This window comes from Streptomyces xiaopingdaonensis, assembly GCF_000262345.1.
Lineage (GTDB): Bacteria > Actinomycetota > Actinomycetes > Streptomycetales > Streptomycetaceae > Streptomyces > Streptomyces xiaopingdaonensis.
The window spans coordinates 16,261-33,605 of sequence record NZ_AJTQ01000370.1; the positions used below are offsets into that span (position 1 = coordinate 16,261).

Consider the following 17,345-nt stretch of genomic DNA (forward strand, 5'->3'; position numbering starts at 1 on the left):
CCCCACCGGAGTGCCGGGCCGAAACACCGCTTCAGCAGCCCAGCAGCCGGCTGCCGAGGTAGCCCTCGATCTGGTCGAGGGAGACGCGGTCCTGCTTCATGGTGTCGCGTTCGCGGACGGTGACGGCGTTGTCGTCGAGGGTGTCGAAGTCGACGGTGACGCAGAACGGGGTGCCGATCTCGTCCTGGCGGCGGTAGCGGCGGCCGATGGCGCCGGCGTCGTCGAAGTCGATGTTCCAGTGCTTGCGGAGGGTCTCGGCGAGGCCGCGGGCCTTCGGGGAGAGCTTCTCGTTGCGGGAGAGCGGGAGGACGGCGACCTTGACGGGCGAGAGGCGCGGGTCGAGGCGCATCACGGTGCGCTTCTCCAACTTGCCCTTGGCGTTGGGGGCTTCGTCCTCGATGTACGCGTCGAGCATGAAGGCGAGCATGGCGCGGTTGACGCCGGCCGCCGGCTCGATGACGTACGGCGTCCAGCGCTCGCCTGCCTCCTGGTCGAAGAAGGAGAGGTCGTGGCCTGACGCCTGGGAGTGGGCCGTGAGGTCGAAGTCGGTGCGGTTGGCGAGCCCTTCGAGCTCACCGAACTCGCTGCCGCCGAAGTTGAACCGGTACTCGATGTCGGCGGTGCGCTTGGAGTAGTGCGAGAGCTTCTCCTGCGGGTGCTCGTACCACCGCATGTTCTCCTCGCGGAGGCCGAGGTCCCGGTACCACGCCCAGCGCTGCTCCATCCAGTACTGGTGCCACTGCTCGTCCTCGCCGGGCTGGACGAAGAACTCCATCTCCATCTGCTCGAACTCGCGCGTGCGGAAGATGAAGTTGCCCGGCGTGATCTCGTTGCGGAAGGACTTGCCGAGCTGCGCGATGCCGAACGGGGGCTTCTTGCGCGAAGTCTGCTGTACCGCCGCGAAGTTGATGAAGATGCCCTGGGCCGTCTCGGGGCGCAGGTAGCTGAGCGAGCCCGAGTCCTGGGTGGGGCCGAGGTGGGTCGAGAGCAGACCCGAGAACTGCTTGGGCTCGGTGAAGCCGCCCTTGTTGCCGCAGTTGGGGCAGTTGATGTCGGCGAGACCGTTCGCCGGCTCGCGCGAGTGCTTCGCCTCGTACGCCTCGACGAGGTGGTCGGCGCGGAAGCGCTTGTGGCAGGAGGTGCACTCGGTGAGCGGGTCGGTGAAGGTCGAGACGTGGCCGGACGCCTGCCAGACCTCGGGGGCGAGGATCACCGACGAGTCGATACCGACGACGTCGTCGCGCGAGGTGACCATGGAGCGCCACCACTGGCGCTTGATGTTCTCCTTGAGCTCCACGCCGAGCGGGCCGTAATCCCACGCGGCGCGCTGGCCGCCGTAGATCTCACTGCACGGGTAGACGAAGCCACGGCGCTTGCTCAGGCTGACGATGGTGTCGATCTTGTCGGCGGCCACGGTGCTCTCTTCATTAACGACGACGGAATGCCTCAGATTACTAACGAGCACGGGGTGCGGATCAAATCGGGGCGCCCCTCTTCGGCCGCCGGATCGGCGCCCGTGGCGGCGGTGTTGCGGCGCCGTCGCGGTGTGCCCTCCCGAGCGGTCCGCGCGACTGCGCGGCTCGTACCGACAGGGTCGCACACGGAGTCCGCGCCGCCGACCCACGACCATGTGCTCATGAATGCGCACGCGCTGAATTCGCTTGCCATACGCGGTGATCGGGATCGATCCTCAATTTGACAACCATTTCCAGTTGAGTTGAAAATGAGTGTCATGAACACTCGACGACGCCTCATACGCACGGGTGCCGCGGCCGCGGCCCTCGGTCTCGGCACCCTCTCCGCCACCGCCTGCGGGAACGACGCGGGCACCTCCGACGGCGGAAAGGTGGACGTCGTCGCCGCCTTCTATCCGATGGAGTACCTCGCCGAGCAGATCGGCGGCGAGCACGTCTCCGTCCGCAACCTCACCAAGCCCGGCGCCGAGCCGCACGACCTCGAGCTGAGCCCCCGCGAGACGGGGCAGCTCAGCGAGGCCGACCTCGTCGTCTACCTCAAGGGACTGCAGCCCGCCGTCGACGAGGCTGTCGAGCAGTCCGAGGTGGCGCACACCGCCGAAGCCACCTCGTTCACCACGCTCGAGGAGCACGGCAGCGACGTCCACGGCGAAGAGGGCCACGCCGAGGACGACCACGGCGAGGACGACCACGAGGGCCACGACCACGACCACGACCACGCCGACACCGGCGGCGACCCGCACGTCTGGCTCGACCCCGTCAGGTACGCGCAGATCGCCAAGGGCGTCGGCAAGAAGCTCGGCGAGGCCGACCCCGACCACAAGTCCACCTACGACCGGAAGACCAAGGCCCTCGTCAAGCGCCTGGACGCGCTCGACTCCCGGTTCGAGGAGGGCCTGAAGAAGCGCACCGGCGACACGTTCGTCACGACGCACGCCGCCTTCGGTTACCTCGCCGACCGCTACGAGCTCCACGAGGAGGCCGTCTCCGGTATCGACCCCGAGTCCGAGCCGAGCGCCTCGCGGATGAAGGAGCTGCACGCCGTCGCGAAGGAGGACGACGTCAGCACCGTCTTCTTCGAGGACAATGCGAGCGACAAGACCGCACGTACCCTCGCGAACGACCTCGACCTCGAAACAGGCGTGCTCAGTCCGCTGGAGAGCCTGAAGAACCCGAAGAAGCAGGACTACTTCTCGGTGATGGAGCAGAACCTCTCCGCGCTGCGCACCGCCCTCGGCGCCCGGTGACCACGCGTCCACGCACCGCGCCCGCCCGCGCCGCGCACGTACCGTCACCGACGGCACCGACCACCACGGAGGAAGCCATGGACGCAGAGCCGTCCCCGCACGCCGGCTCGCCCGAGCAGAGCCCGGAGCACGGCGGCCGGGGCACGCCGGAGGCGCCCCCGGTGATCTCGCTGCGCGGGGCGCACGCGGCGCTCGGGGCCAAGCCGGTGCTGCGCGGCGTCGACCTCACCGTGGGCGCAGGGGAGGTCGTGGCGCTGCTCGGCGCCAACGGTTCGGGGAAGTCCACCACCGTCAAGGCCGTGCTCGGGCAGGTGGCGCTCACCTCGGGCGAACTCGCGCTCTTCGAGACGCCGTTGGCCCGGTTCCGCGAGTGGCGGCGCCTCGGCTACGTGCCGCAGCGCTCGACGGCGGCCGCCGGCGTCCCCGCGACCGTGCGCGAGGTCGTCCAGGCGGGCCGGCTCGCGCGCTCGCAGTTCCGGCCGCTGCGCAAGGCCGACCGCGAGGCCGTCCACGAGGCGCTCGCACTCGTCGGCCTCGCCGACCGCGCGGGCGACCCGGTGGAGGCGCTCTCCGGCGGACAGCACCAGCGCGTACTCATCGCCCGGGCGCTCGCCTCCCGTCCCGAGCTGCTGGTGATGGACGAACCGCTCGCCGGCGTCGACCTAGGCAGCCAGGAGGTGCTCGCCGAGGCGCTCCGCGACCAGGTGCGGCGCGGGCACTCGGTCCTCCTCGTCCTCCACGAACTCGGTCCGCTGGCACCGCTGATCGACCGCGCCGTCGTGCTCCGCGACGGCCGCGTCGAGCGCGTCACGCGCCCCGAGCAGCTCCACGACCCCACCTGCCACCACCCCGACGAGAAGACCGGGGACGCACCGAGCATCGAGACGGGGCTGCTGTCGTGATCGAGATCCTGGAGTACAGCTTCATGCAGCGCGCGCTCCTCGCGGCGCTGCTGGTGGGCGTCGCGGCGCCGGCCGTCGGCATCTTCCTGGTGCAGCGGCGCCAGGCGATCATGGGCGACGGGATCGGCCATGTCGCGCTCACCGGCGTCGCGTTGGGGTTCCTGCTCTCCGCCAACCCGGTGTGGATGGCGGTCGCCGTCTCCTCGCTCGGCGCGATCGGCATGGAGCTGATCCGCTGGTACGGCAAGGCCCGCGGCGATCTGGCGCTGGCGATGCTCTTCTACGGCGGCATGGCGGGCGGCGTCCTCATCATCAACCTCGCGCCCGGCGGCTCGAACGCCAACCTCACGACGTACCTCTTCGGTTCGATCACCACCGTCGCCACGGCGGACATCGTCGCGATCGTACTGCTCTCCGCGTTCGTCCTCGCGGTCTCGCTGGGGCTGCGGCGACAGCTCTTCGCCGTCTGCCAGGACGAGGAGTTCGCGCGCGTGACGGGGCTGCCGGTGCGCGCCCTCAACCTGCTCCTCGCCGTCACGGCGGCCGTCACCGTCACCGTGGCGATGCGGGTCGTGGGGCTGCTGCTGGTGAGCGCGCTGATGGTGATCCCGGTCGCGGCCGCGCAGCAGGTGACCCGGGGGTTCGCGGCGACGCTCGGGGCCTCCGTCGGCCTCGGGGTGCTCGTCACCCTCTCGGGGACGACCGCCTCGTACTACATCGACGTCCCCCCGGGTGCCAGCATCGTCGTCCTCGCGATCGTGGTCTTCGGGGTGGTGACGGCGCTCGCCGCTCCCCTGGCGCGGCGGCGCGCGAGGGCTGTCGCGCGGGCGGAGCGGGAAGGCACCCTGGAGGAGTCGGCCGGGGCCGCGGGGGATGCGGTGCGTGTGCGATGAGTCCGTTTCCGTAGCGAGGACCGCAGCACGGCCGCACCTGGCACAATGACCACGCGTCCCCGGGCCGCCGTCGGGCGCCCGGGCGCAGGCACGAGGCGGAGCCTCGGCATCCGACGGAACGAACGACCACCGAGAGCAGAGGAGTCAGCGCGTGACCACCGCAGGTCCCCCCGTCCGCGGCCGGTCGACCCGGCAGCGCGCCGCGGTCTCGGCGGCGCTCGCCGAGGTCGAGGAGTTCCGTAGCGCCCAGGAGCTGCACGACATGCTCAGGCACCGCGGGGACTCGGTCGGTCTGACGACCGTCTACCGCACGCTCCAGTCCCTCGCCGACGCGGGCGAGGTCGACGTCCTCCGCACCGACGAGGGCGAGGCCGTCTACCGCAGGTGCCACAGCGACGACCACCACCACCACCTCGTCTGCCGGATCTGCGGCAAGGCCGTGGAGGTCGAGGGGCCCGCGGTGGAGAAGTGGGCCGAGTCGATCGCGGCCGACCACGGGTTCGTCGACGTCGGGCACACGGTCGAGGTCTTCGGCACCTGCGGGGAGTGCGCCGAGCAGCGCTGAGGCGGCGACCGCCGTCCGCGGGACGGCCGCCGGACGCACGCCGCCCGGCCGCGCTCACCCCGTCACGCGTCGCTCTGCTGCTCCGCGGCGTCCTCACCGCCGTCCGCCGCGGGCTCGTTGGGCATCGCGCCGCCGAAGCGGCGGTCCCGCTGGGCGAACTCCAGGCACGCCTCCCACAGGTTGCGCCGGTCGAAGTCCGGCCAGAGGACGTCCTGGTAGACCATCTCGGCGTAGGCGCTCTGCCAGATCAGGTAGTTGGAGGTGCGCTGCTCGCCCGACGGCCGCAGGAAGAGGTCGACGTCGGGCATGTCGTCGTAGTACAGGTACCGGCCGAAGGTCTTCTCGTTTATCTTCGACGGGTCGAGGCGGCCGGCGCGCACGTCCTCGCCGATCCGCTGCGCGGCGTCGGCGATCTCGGCGCGGCCGCCGTAGTTGACGCAGAAGTAGAGCGTCATCGCGTCGTTGTCCTTCGTCTGCTCCTGGGCGACCTGGAGCTCCTGGACGACCGACTTCCACAGCCGCGGCATCCGCCCCACCCAGCGGATGCGGATGCCGAGTTCGTCCATCTCGTCCCTGCGGCGGCGGATGACGTCGCGGTTGAAGTTCATCAGGAAGCGGACCTCCTCGGGGGAGCGCTTCCAGTTCTCGGTGGAGAAGGCGTAGAGCGAGAGGTTCTGCACCCCCATCTCGAGGCAGCCCTTGAGGACGTCCATGACGACGCCCTCGCCCCTCTTGTGCCCCTCGGTGCGCGGCAGCCCCCGCTCCTTCGCCCAGCGCCCGTTGCCGTCCATCACGACGGCGATGTGGCCGGGGACGAGCTCGGCCGGGATCCTCGGCGGACGTGCGCCCGAGGGGTGCGGCTCGGGGGTGGCGTAGGTACGCGTCTCGCGCTGCTGCCACGGCAGCACTCCGCGACGTGCCATGCGGATCTCAACTCCAAGTACCGGGGGCGTTACCGCCCGGCGGCTGCGCTCTCCGCGGGCCGGGCGTTGGTCCGGACACTAGCCGGTCCGGCCCTCACGCACATATCTGAGCGAGCGCAGCCCCCGCTCCAGGTGCCAGTGCAGGTACGCCGAGACGAGCCCGGCGCCCTCGCGCACGTGGCGCCGCTCGGCGGCGTCGGCCGTCTCCCAGTCGCCGGTGAGCAGCGCGCCGAGGAGTCGCAGCGTCTCCGAGGACGGGACGACGCTGCCGGCCGGACGGCAGTCGCCGCAGACGACGCCGCCCGAGGCGACGGAGAAGAAGCGGTTCGGGCCCGGGAGTCCGCACTTGGCGCAGTCGGCGAAGCTCGGTGCGTAGCCGGCCATCGCGAGGGAACGCAGCAGGAAGGCGTCGAGGCAGAGCCCCGGCGCGTGCTGCCCGGTGGAGAGGGTGCGCAGGCCGCCCACGAGCAGCAGGTACTGCTGGACGTTGGGCTGGCCCTCCTGGAAGGTGAACCGCTCGGCGGTCTCCAGCATCGCCGTCCCCGCGGTGTAGCGGTCGTAGTCGGCGACGATGCCCTGGCCGTACGGGCTGATCGTCTCCGTCTGGGTGCACAGCGGGAGGCCGCGGCCGACGAGTTCGCCGCCGCGCGCGAAGAACTGCACGTCGACGTGGCCGAAGGGCTCCAGCCGGGCGCCGAACTTCGACTTGGTCCGCCGCACTCCGCGCGCCACTGCGCGTACCCGGCCGTGACCGCGGGTGAGCAGGGTGATGATCCGGTCCGCCTCGCCCAGCTTCTGGGTACGCAGCACGATGCCGTCGTCGCGGAACAGAGTCATGGCGCCATTGTCGCCCACCCGCGCGGCGCGCGGGGCAGCGCCCGGGCGCCGCTCAGGACGGGGTGCGCGCCTGCGCCAGCAGGCGGTCCACGTCCTCGGCGCCGAGCTCCAGCAACCGCCCGGCGGCGGCGAGCACTTCGCGTTCCCGGCCGGTGTAGGGGCCGTCGGCGAGGGCGATGCGGGCGCCGCCGAGGAGGAGGCTCTCGCGTCCTGCGACGGCGAGCTGGGAGGCGAGCGGGGCGAGCTTGTCGTGGAGCTCCAGCTCGGCCAGGACTTCGCGGCCGCTGCCCAACGCGCCGACGTGGGCGGTGAGTTGGTCCTCTGTGCACTCGGGGAAGCCGGCGGCGTGCACCACCTCGACGGCGGTCTCGCGGACGGAGCGGGCCTCGGCCCCGCCGGCCGCGAGCACCACGAGCGCGACCGTGTGCACCGCTTCGCTGAGCATCGCGGCGAGGCCGGCCGTCGTGGGGTGGTCGAGGGCGCCGGGCGCGAAGTGCCCGCGGCAGGCGGTGCATTCGACGACCGGGTCCTCGGCCCCGCGCGGCAGCACGGGGAGGCCGAGCACCACGAGGCGCCGACGTCCCGTCCGGCGGCGGTAGTTGCGGTCGCCGCCGCAGTCGGGGCAGAAGAACTCTCCGTCGTCGACGGTGTGCCAGCGGGTGCGGACACCGCACGCCTTGCGGGCTCGACGGTCACGTGACGGCCCCATTGCCGCACCTCCCTCACGTTTCGGCAACGTTGCCGAGTGGAGTGATGTTAACCACATGCGCGAGGCGGCGTCAGCACCCCGTACGGCACGAACCCGCGGCCAAAGGTCCCCGTGCGCCGGCGAACCGGGTGGCACCGCGTGCCGGGTGCCACCCGGAAGTGCCCTAGCGCCGGGCCCTGTTGACGGCGGAGACGACGGCCTTGATCGAAGCGCGCACGATGTTGGCGTCGATGCCGACGCCCCACAGCACCTTCTCCCCCGAGGCGCCGCCGACCGCGCACTCCACGTAGGCGGCCGCCTGCGCTCCGGCACCCTCGCTCATGGTGTGCTCCACGTAGTCGAGGACGCGCACGTCGACGTCGATCCCGTGGAGCGCGTCGATGAAGGCGGCGAGCGGGCCGTTGCCCGTGCCGCTGAGTACCTGCTCCTCGCCGTCGACGACCGCCTCGATGGTGAGCGCGTCCTGCCCCTCGCTCGTCGTCGAGGTCTGCGCGCCGCGGAGCGCGATGCGGCCCCAGCTCTTGGCGGGCGTCGGCAGGTACTCGTCCTGGAAGACCTCCCAGATCTGCTCGCCCGTCACCTCGCCGCCCTGTGCGTCGGTGCGCTCCTGGATGGTCCTGGAGAACTCGACCTGCATCCGCCGCGGCAGGTCGAGGCTGTGCTCGCCCTTGAGGACGTAGGCGATCCCGCCCTTGCCCGACTGCGAGTTGACGCGGATCACGGCCTCGTACGTACGGCCGACGTCCTTGGGGTCGATCGGCAGGTACGGGACGGTCCACTCGATCGCGTCGTCCGTCGTGTCCAGCTCGGCCGCGCGGACCTCGCGCGCCTCGAAGCCCTTCTTGATGGCGTCCTGGTGGGAGCCGGAGAAGGAGGTGTAGACGAGGTCGCCCGCGTAGGGGTGGCGGGGGTGGACCTCCATCTGGTTGCAGTACTCGTAGGTGCGGCGGACCTCGTCGATCTGCGAGAAGTCGATCATCGGGTCGACGCCCTGGCTGAAGAGGTTCATCCCCAGCGTCACCAGGTCGACGTTGCCGGTGCGCTCGCCCTGGCCGAAGAGGCAACCCTCGACCCGGTCGACGCCCGCCATCATCGACAGCTCGGCCGCGGCGACGGCGGTACCCCGGTCGTTGTGCGGGTGCGCGGAGAGGCAGACGAACTCGCGGTGCGAGAGGTTGCGGGACATCCACTCCATGCGGTCGGCGTACGTCGAGGGCGTCGAACGCTCCACGGTCGCCGGCAGGTTGAGGATGATCTCGCGGCCCTCCTCGGGCTGCCAGACCTCCATCACGGCTTCGCAGACCTCGTGCGCGAACTCCAGCTCGGTGTCGGTGAAGATCTCCGGGCTGTACTGGTAGCCGAAGACGGTCCGGTCGTCGAGGAGCTTCTCCGCGTACTCCGTCACCAGGCGCGTCCCGTCGACGGCGATCTGCCGGATCTCCTCCCTGCTGCTGCGGAAGACGACGTCGCGGAAGACGGGCGCGGTGGCGTTGTAGAGGTGGACGGTGGCGCGCCGGGCGCCGCGCAGCGACTCGACGGTGCGCTCGATCAGTTCCTCGCGGGACTGGGTGAGGACGGAGATCGTCACGTCCTCCGGGATCGCGCCCTCCTCGATGATCGAGCGGACGAAGTCGAAGTCGGTCCGGCCCGACGCGGGGAAGCCGACCTCGATCTCCTTGTAGCCCATGCGCACCAGCAGGTCGAACATGGCGCGCTTGCGCTCGGGCGACATCGGGTCGATCAGCGCCTGGTTGCCGTCGCGCAGGTCGGTGCTGAGCCAGCGGGGGGCCGCGGTGACGCGGTTGCCGGGCCAGGTGCGGTCGGGGATGTCGATCGCCTCGTAGCGGCCGTACTTCTGGATCGGCATCCCGGAGGGGCGCTGCTTCACGGCGGAGGCGGTGACGGGGGTCCGGCGGCCGATGGTGGGGCGTTCGGCGGACTCGGAAGACGACATGGCGTGGGGCTCCTCGGCTGCGGGGCGCCCGTTGGCGCTGCTCCCGCGGATTGGCTTGGAGGGCCGACGGACAGCACCGAACTCCGCGGGGAGGGGGTCGACCGTTTACAGACCCTCGCCGCGGCAGCTAAGGAGGAGAAGCCCGAAGCGCATGATGGGAGCGAGCATAGTGCAGGGCCGCGGGCGCGTAACGCCCCGTATCACGATGCGGAATGCCGTCCCCGGCATCCGCCATCCCTCGGCAGCCCTGCCGCGGGTCCCGCCTACTGCCCGCATCCGCTGCGCTGACCTGCACGCATGCGTCCGCGTCCGGCCGGGATCAGACGCGATGCGCGGCGACGCCCGGCGTGAGCACCGCCACACCGCCGTGGTGGCGCTCGAAGCGGAACGCCGGTTGCCCCGCCGCGGGCGACGGACGCCGGCGGCGGGGCGTCCCGCTCACGGAAGGTAGTACATGGGGTTCGGCAGCTTCACCGAGCGGGCCGCGTGGCCGCCCTTCAAGTCGCTGTACTGATCACCGAAGTTGGCGAGGATCTCGTACCCCTGGTCCTCGATGTGGGCACGCGTACCCGACTTGTACTCGACGGTGTTGCACTCCGTGCCGCACTCCAGGTACGGAGGCGGGTTCTCGGCGTCCTTGAGGTAGAAGTGCTCGCGGTCGACGGGGTTCTCGAAGCCGACGTTCTTGAGGTTGCGGACGCTCCAGTCGCGCTCGTACTCCTTGCGCCCGGTGAGGAAGAAGACCGTGACGCCCTTCTTGTGGGCCCAGTTGACGAGGTGCTTCATCCCGAAGACCGGGTCCATGTCGGTGGTGCGGAGGTACTCGTCCTGCTCCTCCTGGGAGAAGTCGTAGCCGATCCGCCGCTCGAAGTTGTAGGTGAGCAGGACGGTGTCGTCGACGTCGAGGACGACGGCGGGCTTCTTCCCCCTGCCGTGGCGGGCGTCGCGGTCCTTCAGGTCCCGCGCGAGGTCGCGCTCGGCCTTCGCCGCGAGGGCGCGGACCTCCTTGGCGTAGTTCCCCTCGGGAGAGGCGTAGTGCTCGCCGTCCTCCGTCTCGATGTCGCCGTAGTACGCCTCGATCTTCTCCTTCACCTGATCGAGGTTGGGGATCTCCTCCCCGGTCCTGGGCACCGAGTGCTCGGCGGTCGCCTGGCCGATGCCGAAGAGCGCCGAGCCGGCCACGGCGAACGCGGCGGTGGTCGCGGCGATGCGGACGCGGCGCCTGCGGGGGGCCGGGGCGGCGTCGGACGGGCGGGATGAACGGCGGAGCATGCGCACAACTCCTTGGTGTGTGGGGAGAGTTGACGACGGCGCGGGAGACGGGGCCCCGCGGTTTCTACGCGCGCAGATTCAACCACGGGCCCCGAGCCGTGGGAACACTCCGCCGCGCACCGCATTTCCCGCGCACCGACCGGTGTTCACCTCCACGACCCGCGTCTACCGTTGTGCACGCGGATACCACGGCGGACGGCGCCGGGCACCGGCACGCCGCCCCTCGCGGAAGGAGCCGTGCCATGGACCGCCTCACGATCGAGGAAGTCCGCCTCACCCCCGTCCTCGTCGCCGACCCGCCGCTCCTCAACACCCAGGGGCTCCACCAGCCCTACACGCCGAGGCTCGTCGTCGAAGTCCGCACCGCAGGCGGGCACTCGGGCGTCGGCGAGACGTACGGAGACACCAAGTACCTCGCGCCGGCACGGAAGTTGGCGGAACGGCTGCCGGGCCGGAGCGTCAGGGACGTGAACGCGCTCCTCGCCATGGCCGGCGAACTCCCCGTGTCCGGCACCGGGTTGAGCGATTCGGTCGACGTCGGCGGCCTGCGCGGAGTGCAGACGGCGGAGAAGCTCCGGCTCTCGGTCGCCTCCGCGTTCGAGGTCGCCTGCCTCGACGCGCTCGGCCACGCCCTGGGCGAGCCCGTGCACGCGCTCCTCGGCGGCCGCGTACGGGACACCGTCGAGTACGCCGCCTACCTCTTCTACCGCCACGCCCGGCACCCCGACGACGCGGGCGAGCCGGACGACTGGGGCGACGCGCTCGACGCCCCCGGCGTCGTCGCGCAGGCCCGCCTCCTCGCGGAGCGGTACGGCTTCCGCTCGTTCAAGCTCAAGGGCGGCGTCCTCCCACCGGACGAGGAAGTGGCGGCGGTCCGGGCGCTGGCGGCCGAGTTCCCCGGCAGCCCCCTCCGCCTCGACCCCAACGGAGCCTGGACGGTGGCGACTTCCCTCCGCGTCGCGGACGAGCTCCGGGACGTCCTGGAGTACCTGGAGGACCCGACGAGCGGCACGGAGGCCATGGCGGCCGTCGCCGCGGAGACCCGCGTACCGCTCGCCACCAACATGTGCGTCACCACCCGCGGAGAGATACCCGAGGCGTTCACGCGCGGCGCCGTGCAGGTCGTCCTCAGCGACCACCACTACTGGGGCGGCCTGCGCCGCACCCTCGAACTCGCCGCCGTCTGCCGGACGTTCGGCGTCGGCCTCGCGATGCACTCCAACACCCACCTCGGCATCAGCCTCGCGGCGATGACGCAGGTCGCCTCCGTCGTCCCCGATCTCCACCACACGTGCGACACCCACTACCCGTGGCAGAGCGAGGACGTCCTCACCGCACGCGTCCCCCTCGCCTCGGGCCGGGTCCGGGTGAGCGACGCACCAGGGCTCGGCGTCGCCCTCGACCGGGACGCGCTCGCCCGCCTCCACCGCCGCTGGCGCGAGGACGACGGCACCCACAGGGACCGCGACGACGCGGCCGCCATGCGGCGCCTCGTGCCCGGCTGGGACGCCCCCGCCGTCCCCCGCTGGTGAGCCGTCACCAGCCGGCGCGCTCCAGAATCCGCGCGGCGGCGGCCGGCGAGTCCACGAGCGGATGGAGACCGAGCGCCCGCAGCGCGAGCTGCCGCGACGACGTCAACGCGGCCTCGACGGTGGCGAGTTCGACCTCCTTGACCTGCGCGACGAGCCCCTGCTGAGCCCCGTCGAGCGTCGCGGCGCCCAGTGGGCGAGGCCCGTCCGCACCGATCTCGCAGACGGTCTCGACGATCGCCCCGTCCGAAAGCGCCGGCACCGCACCGCGGTTGGGCACGTTGAGCACCAGCCGCGCCGACCGCCCGCCGGAGAGGGCCCGCATCAGCGCCATCGCCACCGCGTCGTACCCGCCGCCTTCGAGGTCGCAGGTGTCGCGCTGCCAACCGCCGCCCGCGGCACGGCTGTCGGCGAGGTAGGTCTCCTCGCGCTGCTGCCGCGTCGCCTCCCACCGGCGGAGCGCCTCGCGCGGTGGGGCGTCGGCGGCGCCGTCGAAGAACTCGCCCTGCTGGCGCCTGAGGAACTCGCCGCGGGTCTCCCCCGCGGCCTGCACCGAACGGAGCGTCTCGCGGCGGAAGTAGTAGTAGTGGAGGTACTCGTTGGGCAGCGCTCCGAGGGCCGCGAGCCACTGGGCGCCGAAGAGCCTGCCCTCCTCGAAGGAGGCGAGCGCCGCGGGGTCGGAGAGCAGCGTCGGAAGCAGCTCCCCGCGCTCCGGATCGCGCAACGAGCCCAGCCAGCCGAGGTGGTTGAGGCCGGTGTACGCGTACTCGACGCCGTCCGGGTCCGCGCCGGCCGCCCGCGCCGCGCGGCGCACGAGACCGACGGGCGAGTCGCAGATGCCGATCACCCGCTCCCCCAGCACGCGCGCCATCGCCTCGGTGACGACCCCGGCCGGGTTGGTGAAGTTGATGACCCACGCCCCCGGCGCCACCGCGCGCACCCGCTCCGCGATCCCGACCGCGACCGGCACCGTCCGCAGCCCGTAGAGCACGCCGCCCGCGCCCACCGTCTCCTGCCCGAGCACCCCTTCGGCGAGCGGCACCCGCTCGTCCTGCACCCGTCCCTCGGTACCGCCGACGCGGATCGCGGAGAAGACGAAGTCGGAGCCGCGCAGCGCCTCGTCCAACTCCCGCTCCACGCGCACCGCGGGCGCCTCGGAGACCCCCTCGGCCTGCGCGGCGAGGATCGATTCGACGACGCCGAGGCGCGCCGAGTCGGTGTCGTACAGCACGAGTTCGGTGATCCGGGGTGCCGCTCCCGAGCGCGCGTCGGCGAGCAGCGCCGCGTGGACCAGCGGGACGCGGAAGCCGCCCCCGCCGAGAATCGTCAACCTCACGGGCGCGAACGTACCACCGCACGGGGGCGTATCCCGGGCCGCGCCGGTTACGTTGGGCAGGACGGCCGCCCCGCGAGGGCGGTCCGGCGTACCCTCGGCGTCCCGCGTCCCGCGCGGGCACGCCCAGGCGAGACGGAGAGCGAGGCGGGCACGGTGAGCACCCCGGCAGCAGGCGGCGAGACGGCGCTGCGGAGCACGCTCCGCGCGACACCCCAGCGCGGCCCCGAACGCTGCCGCGGCTTCGACCCGCTCGCCGCCGTGCGGGACGAGTCGGCCCCCGCCTGGGACGTGTACGTCACCGGCACCGTCTTCCTCGACATCGTCTTCACCGGGCTCGACTCGGCGCCCGTCCGCGGCACCGAGTCCTGGGCGCGGGGCATGGGTTCGAGTCCGGGCGGCATCGCCAACATGGCGACCGCACTCGCCCGCCTCGGCCTCCGCACCTCCCTCGCCGCCGCCTTCGGCGACGACATGTACGGCGACCACTGCCGCGACGTCCTGGAGCACAGCGAAGGCATCGACCTCGCCCTCTCGCACACCGTCCCCGGCTGGCACTCCCCCGTCACCGTCTCCATGGCGTACGACGGCGAGCGGACGATGGTCTCGCACGGCCACGAGGCGCCCGCGAAGGAGGCGAGCGCCTACGACCCGGACGCGCCCCCGTGCCCGCCCCCGGCACGCGCCTGCGTCGCCTCGCTGGTCCCCGGGCGCCCACAAAAGTGGATCGCGACGGCCGCCCGTTCGGGCAGCCTCGTCTTCGCCGATGTCGGCTGGGACGAGACCGGCGCCTGGAGCCTGCGCGCCCTCGCGGACCTGAAGCACTGCGAGGCGTTCCTCCCCAACGCCGCCGAGGCCGTCCGCTACACGGGCAAGGACGACCCGCGCGCGGCGGCGCACGTCCTCTCCGAGTACGTACCGCTCGCGGTCGTCACGCTGGGCAGGGAGGGCGCCTACGCCGTCGACGGACGCACGGGCGAGTCGGCCGAAGTGCCGGGCGTCGCCGTGGAGGCGCTCGACACCACGGGCGCGGGGGACGTCTTCGTTGCCGGGTTCGTCACGGGCAGCCTCGCCGGCTGGCCGCTGCGCGACCGCCTCGCCTTCGCCGCGCTGACGTCGGCGCTCTCCGTCCAGGAGTTCGGCGGCTCCCTCTCGGCTCCGGGCTGGCCGGAGATCGCCGCCTGGTGGCGCCGCCGCCGCACCGAGTGCGGCAAGGCCGACCTCGGCCGGCACCGCTTCCTCGACGCGGTGCTCACCGCCGGCGCACCCGCGCGCCCGCTCCGTCGGGCGGTGCCGACGCTGGGCCTCCGCGGCGGGGACGAGGGGTGAGGGTGCGTCCCGCGGCCGCGCCTTCCGCAACCGGTACGACCGGAGCCGCGGGATGTGGAAATGCCTTTCTTGCCGTGTCGGCACCCGGCGTACCCTTGGTGGCCGAGAGTTCGACCGGCCGGTCGCGCGACAGCCGCAGGACAAGAGAGGGATGAGCTGGCCCCCGGGCCGCCCATGACACAGACATCACCCAGGCAAGCCGGGTCCGAGCAGGCGAGGGCCCACTTCACCGTGCCGCCCAAGCACCCGATGGTCAGCGTGCTCGGCTCGGGTGACGCACTGCTCCGAGTGATCGAGGACGCGTTCCCCGCCACCGACATCCACGTCCGCGGAAACGAGATCACGGCCACGGGCGACCCGGCCGAAGTCGCCCTCGTCCAGCGCCTCTTCGACGAGATGATGCTCGTCCTGCGCACGGGCCAGCCGATGACCGAGGACGCCGTGGAACGCTCGATCGCGATGCTCCGGGGCGGCAACAGCGGCGAGGCGCCGGCGGAGGAGTCCCCCGCCGAGGTGCTCACCCAGAACATCCTCTCCAGCCGCGGCCGCACCATCCGTCCCAAGACGCTCAACCAGAAGCGGTACGTCGACGCCATCGACACGCACACGGTCGTCTTCGGCATCGGCCCCGCCGGCACGGGCAAGACCTACCTCGCCATGGCGAAGGCCGTGCAGGCTCTCCAGTCGAAGCAGGTCACGCGGATCATCCTCACCCGCCCCGCGGTCGAGGCCGGCGAACGCCTCGGCTTCCTCCCCGGCACCCTCTACGAGAAGATCGACCCGTACCTGCGCCCCCTGTACGACGCGCTCCACGACATGCTCGACCCGGACTCCATCCCCCGCCTGATGGCCGCCGGCACGATCGAGGTGGCACCGCTGGCTTACATGCGCGGCCGGGCCCAACCCGTCTTCTCCAAGGTGCTGACCCCGGACGGGTTCCGGCCCATCGGCGACCTCGCCGTCGGCGACCTCGTCGTAGGCTCCAACGGCGAGCCGACGCCGGTGCTCGGCGTGTATCCACAGGGTGAAAAAGACATCTACCGGGTCACGGCACAGGACGGCTCATGGACGCTGTGCTGCGGCGAGCACCTGTGGACCGTCAGGACGGCTTCCGATCGGCGACGCAGCCGCCCCTGGCGGGTCCTGGAGACGCAGGAGATGATCGGCAACCTCCGTGCAGCACACGCACGTCGGTACGAACTGCCGCTGCTCTCCGCTCCGGTGGCATACCCCGAGCGGGACGTGCCCATAGCCCCATACGCACTCGGGCTCCTGCTGGGAGACGGCTGCCTCACCGGATCGACGACGCCTTCGTTCTCCACCACCGACCCCGAGTTGGCGACCGCCCTCGAAGCGGCCCTGCCCGGAGTGCAGCTGCGGCACAAGGGAGGGGCGGACTACGTCATCAACCGCGTCAGGCAATCCGGCGACGTAGTGACCTTGGAGAACCCGGTCACGGGCATGCTGCGGGAGATGGACCTCCTGGGCACCCGCTCTTGCAGCAAGTTCGTCCCGGACGACTACCTGCACAACTCCGCCGAGGTGCGGCTCGCGGTCCTGCAGGGGCTGCTCGACTCCGACGGCGGCCCGGTCACCCGGCAAGAGCGGACCTGCCGGGTGCAGTTCACGACCACCTCCATCCTGCTGCGGGACGACGTGATCTCGCTGGTGCAGTCCCTGGGCGGGGTCGCGTACACGCGTCGTCGCGAAGCGGCCGGACGCACGCCGGGGCACGCAGGCGGCCGGGACGTGAACTACCGGCGGGACACGCACCTCGTGGACATCCGGCTCCCCGAGGGGATCGAGCCGTTCCGGCTGGCCCGCAAGCGGGACGCGTACCGCGAGGCCGGCGGCGGGGGCTCTCCGAGACGGCACATCGACAGCATCGAACCGGCGGGGCGCGAGGAGACGGTGTGCATCCAGGTGGCCGCCGCCGACTCGCTCTACGTCACCGAGGGCCACCTGCTGACGCACAACACCCTCAATGACGCGTTCATCATTCTCGACGAGGCGCAGAACACGAACCCCGAGCAGATGAAGATGTTCCTCACCCGCCTCGGGTTCGACTCCAAGATCGTCGTCACCGGCGACGTCACCCAGGTCGACCTCCCCGGCGGCACCAAGAGCGGCCTCCGCCAGGTGCAGGAGATCCTCGGCGACGTCGAGGGGGTCCACTTCTCCGAGCTCTCCAGCACCGACGTGGTCCGCCACAAGCTCGTCGGCCGGATCGTCGACGCCTACGACCGCTACGACCACCGCGCCGAGGAGGCCCGCCGCAGCGAGCCCGCCGAGCACCCGGGCGAGCATCCGCCCGCCGGGCCCGCGCGCGGCGGCGGCTCCGGTTCGGGCAAGGGACAGAGGAAGCAGCCGTAAAGCA

At 71.8% G+C, this 17,345-nt stretch carries 14 protein-coding genes; 7 read left to right on the forward strand and 7 right to left on the reverse strand.

Annotated elements, in window-relative coordinates:
* Nucleotides 1–31: 31 nt before the first annotated feature.
* The gene (locus UWG_RS0128355; RefSeq protein ID WP_016910576.1) at nt 32–1,414 is read right to left on the reverse strand and encodes a glycine--tRNA ligase; all 1,383 of its coding nucleotides are present in this window, start codon (nt 1,412–1,414) and stop codon (nt 32–34) included.
* A gap of 318 nt (nt 1,415–1,732) precedes the next feature.
* On the opposite strand from UWG_RS0128355, the gene UWG_RS0128360 reads away from it, so the two are divergent.
* The 4 genes from UWG_RS0128360 (at nt 1,733) to UWG_RS0128375 (ending at nt 5,082) form a co-directional block, all read left to right on the forward strand.
* Nucleotides 1,733–2,722 (forward strand): metal ABC transporter substrate-binding protein, encoded by a 990-nt coding sequence (locus UWG_RS0128360; protein WP_016910577.1) that lies wholly within the window; start codon nt 1,733–1,735, stop codon nt 2,720–2,722.
* A gap of 77 nt (nt 2,723–2,799) precedes the next feature.
* Complete coding sequence (locus UWG_RS0128365; protein WP_016910578.1) at nt 2,800–3,624, forward strand: metal ABC transporter ATP-binding protein; 825 nt, start codon at nt 2,800–2,802, stop codon at nt 3,622–3,624.
* Nucleotides 3,621–4,517, forward strand: a complete 897-nt coding sequence (locus UWG_RS0128370; protein WP_016910579.1) for a metal ABC transporter permease — start codon at nt 3,621–3,623, stop codon at nt 4,515–4,517. The genes UWG_RS0128365 and UWG_RS0128370 overlap by 4 nt, the downstream gene beginning before the upstream one ends.
* Nucleotides 4,518–4,668: 151 nt before the next feature.
* A complete protein-coding gene (locus tag UWG_RS0128375; RefSeq protein WP_016910580.1) occupies nt 4,669–5,082 on the forward strand; it encodes a Fur family transcriptional regulator in 414 nt (137 codons plus the stop codon).
* Nucleotides 5,083–5,144: 62 nt separating this feature from the next.
* On the opposite strand, the gene UWG_RS0128380 is transcribed toward UWG_RS0128375, so the two are convergent.
* The 5 genes from UWG_RS0128380 to UWG_RS0128405 form a co-directional block, all read right to left on the reverse strand.
* Nucleotides 5,145–6,005, reverse strand: a complete 861-nt coding sequence (locus UWG_RS0128380) for an isoprenyl transferase (protein WP_033196427.1) — start codon at nt 6,003–6,005, stop codon at nt 5,145–5,147.
* Nucleotides 6,006–6,083: 78 nt separating this feature from the next.
* The gene (gene recO, locus UWG_RS0128385; protein ID WP_016910582.1) at nt 6,084–6,842 is read right to left on the reverse strand and encodes a DNA repair protein RecO; all 759 of its coding nucleotides are present in this window, start codon (nt 6,840–6,842) and stop codon (nt 6,084–6,086) included.
* Nucleotides 6,843–6,894: 52 nt separating this feature from the next.
* The gene (locus UWG_RS0128390; RefSeq protein WP_016910583.1) at nt 6,895–7,551 is read right to left on the reverse strand and encodes a TerB family tellurite resistance protein; all 657 of its coding nucleotides are present in this window, start codon (nt 7,549–7,551) and stop codon (nt 6,895–6,897) included.
* Between the two features lie 163 nt (nt 7,552–7,714).
* A complete protein-coding gene (leuA, locus tag UWG_RS0128395) occupies nt 7,715–9,505 on the reverse strand; it encodes a 2-isopropylmalate synthase (RefSeq protein ID WP_016910584.1) in 1,791 nt (596 codons plus the stop codon).
* Between the two features lie 438 nt (nt 9,506–9,943).
* Complete coding sequence (locus UWG_RS0128405) at nt 9,944–10,777, reverse strand: HAD family acid phosphatase (protein WP_016910586.1); 834 nt, start codon at nt 10,775–10,777, stop codon at nt 9,944–9,946.
* Nucleotides 10,778–11,019: 242 nt separating this feature from the next.
* On the opposite strand from UWG_RS0128405, the gene UWG_RS0128410 reads away from it, so the two are divergent.
* Entirely contained in the window at nt 11,020–12,309 is a 1,290-nt protein-coding gene (locus UWG_RS0128410) for an enolase C-terminal domain-like protein (RefSeq protein ID WP_016910587.1), read from the forward strand.
* Between the two features lie 4 nt (nt 12,310–12,313).
* Here the strand turns inward: UWG_RS0128410 and UWG_RS0128415 are convergent, their stop codons facing one another.
* Nucleotides 12,314–13,642 carry a family 4 glycosyl hydrolase gene (locus tag UWG_RS0128415; RefSeq protein WP_029391854.1) on the reverse strand — a complete coding sequence of 443 codons (1,329 nt, stop codon included), beginning with the start codon at nt 13,640–13,642 and terminating at the stop codon, nt 12,314–12,316.
* 186 nt (nt 13,643–13,828) lie between these two features.
* Here UWG_RS0128415 and UWG_RS0128420 point away from each other — a divergent pair, with 186 nt between their 5' ends.
* Together UWG_RS0128420 and UWG_RS34365 are read left to right on the forward strand one after the other, a co-directional pair.
* A complete protein-coding gene (locus UWG_RS0128420) occupies nt 13,829–14,968 on the forward strand; it encodes a PfkB family carbohydrate kinase (RefSeq protein ID WP_033196429.1) in 1,140 nt (379 codons plus the stop codon).
* Between the two features lie 174 nt (nt 14,969–15,142).
* Nucleotides 15,143–17,341 carry a PhoH family protein gene (locus UWG_RS34365; protein WP_078495764.1) on the forward strand — a complete coding sequence of 733 codons (2,199 nt, stop codon included), beginning with the start codon at nt 15,143–15,145 and terminating at the stop codon, nt 17,339–17,341.
* Nucleotides 17,342–17,345 lie beyond the last annotated feature (4 nt).

What these genes read in the sequence shown, in the direction of transcription:
- UWG_RS0128360 (WP_016910577.1), top strand. Translation starts at nt 1,733, where the DNA reads ATGAACACTCGACGACGCCTCATACGCACGGGTGCCGCGGCCGCGGCC.
- UWG_RS0128365 (WP_016910578.1), top strand. Translation starts at nt 2,800, where the DNA reads ATGGACGCAGAGCCGTCCCCGCACGCCGGCTCGCCCGAGCAGAGCCCG.
- UWG_RS0128380 (WP_033196427.1), bottom strand. Translation starts at nt 6,005, where the DNA reads ATGGCACGTCGCGGAGTGCTGCCGTGGCAGCAGCGCGAGACGCGTACC.
- recO (WP_016910582.1), bottom strand. Translation starts at nt 6,842, where the DNA reads ATGACTCTGTTCCGCGACGACGGCATCGTGCTGCGTACCCAGAAGCTG.
- UWG_RS0128390 (WP_016910583.1), bottom strand. Translation starts at nt 7,551, where the DNA reads ATGGGGCCGTCACGTGACCGTCGAGCCCGCAAGGCGTGCGGTGTCCGC.
- leuA (WP_016910584.1), bottom strand. Translation starts at nt 9,505, where the DNA reads ATGTCGTCTTCCGAGTCCGCCGAACGCCCCACCATCGGCCGCCGGACC.
- UWG_RS0128405 (WP_016910586.1), bottom strand. Translation starts at nt 10,777, where the DNA reads ATGCTCCGCCGTTCATCCCGCCCGTCCGACGCCGCCCCGGCCCCCCGC.
- UWG_RS0128410 (WP_016910587.1), top strand. Translation starts at nt 11,020, where the DNA reads ATGGACCGCCTCACGATCGAGGAAGTCCGCCTCACCCCCGTCCTCGTC.
- UWG_RS34365 (WP_078495764.1), top strand. Translation starts at nt 15,143, where the DNA reads ATGACACAGACATCACCCAGGCAAGCCGGGTCCGAGCAGGCGAGGGCC.